A 603-nucleotide genomic window follows, 5' to 3' on the forward strand; every position below is an offset into this window, starting at 1 on the left:
CAATACGGATTTATCAGACCATGGAATTGTTAAGGCATATTCTGGGGATGCCGTCATTAATTCGGATTGGGTAAGTGCTGGAACCGTGGTATACAAAGTCCTTAACGGTACGTGTTTTGTGGATTTTGATATCACTGTAAAGCAGATTACAGCAATAAACACGCTGATTGTAAGCGGACTGCCTGAATCAACAATCGTCAGGCACGGGCGCATTACAGGCTGGGAAAACGGCGACATTTCTATGCCGTTTTACTTAAATAAAAAGGATATCATTGCAAATCCCTGTGGTGCAGGGAGGTATGCAGGATGTCTTTCCTTTTCAATTATATAGTTCGCCAACCGGTCCAACCGATTCCAGCAAGAGTATAACTTCGGACAAACAAGTTAGTATCTGACACTGCAAAAGCAACCTGAATAGCCCAGGCAAGCTCAAGAGACATACCGATAACAAAGCCATTACCAAATCCACTGACTCCCTGCTTATATGGTGTATTGAGTGTATTATTATCCCAAATTGCCATTACTACCGTCTCGCTTTTACCCTCAGTAAGGAAATTGCAGTCAGCAACTCTGCTCGCAAACCTGTTACTTAAATCCGTATTG

1 protein-coding gene and 1 pseudogene are annotated in these 603 nt (G+C 42.8%); one reads left to right on the forward strand and one right to left on the reverse strand.

Annotated features, from left to right (window positions below; genetic code table 11):
• A partial coding sequence (locus LI015_RS28005; protein WP_215630439.1) for a hypothetical protein occupies positions 1-331 on the forward strand: 331 nt, incomplete at its 5' end.
• Here the strand turns inward: LI015_RS28005 and LI015_RS28010 are convergent.
• A pseudogene (locus tag LI015_RS28010) lies at positions 324-603 on the reverse strand (hypothetical protein); the annotation flags it as partial. The gene LI015_RS28005 and the pseudogene LI015_RS28010 sit on opposite strands and share 8 nt — an antisense overlap.

The organism is Enterocloster sp. 210928-DFI.2.20 (assembly GCF_020554465.1).
In the GTDB taxonomy this organism is placed as follows: Bacteria; Bacillota; Clostridia; order Lachnospirales; family Lachnospiraceae; genus Enterocloster; species Enterocloster bolteae.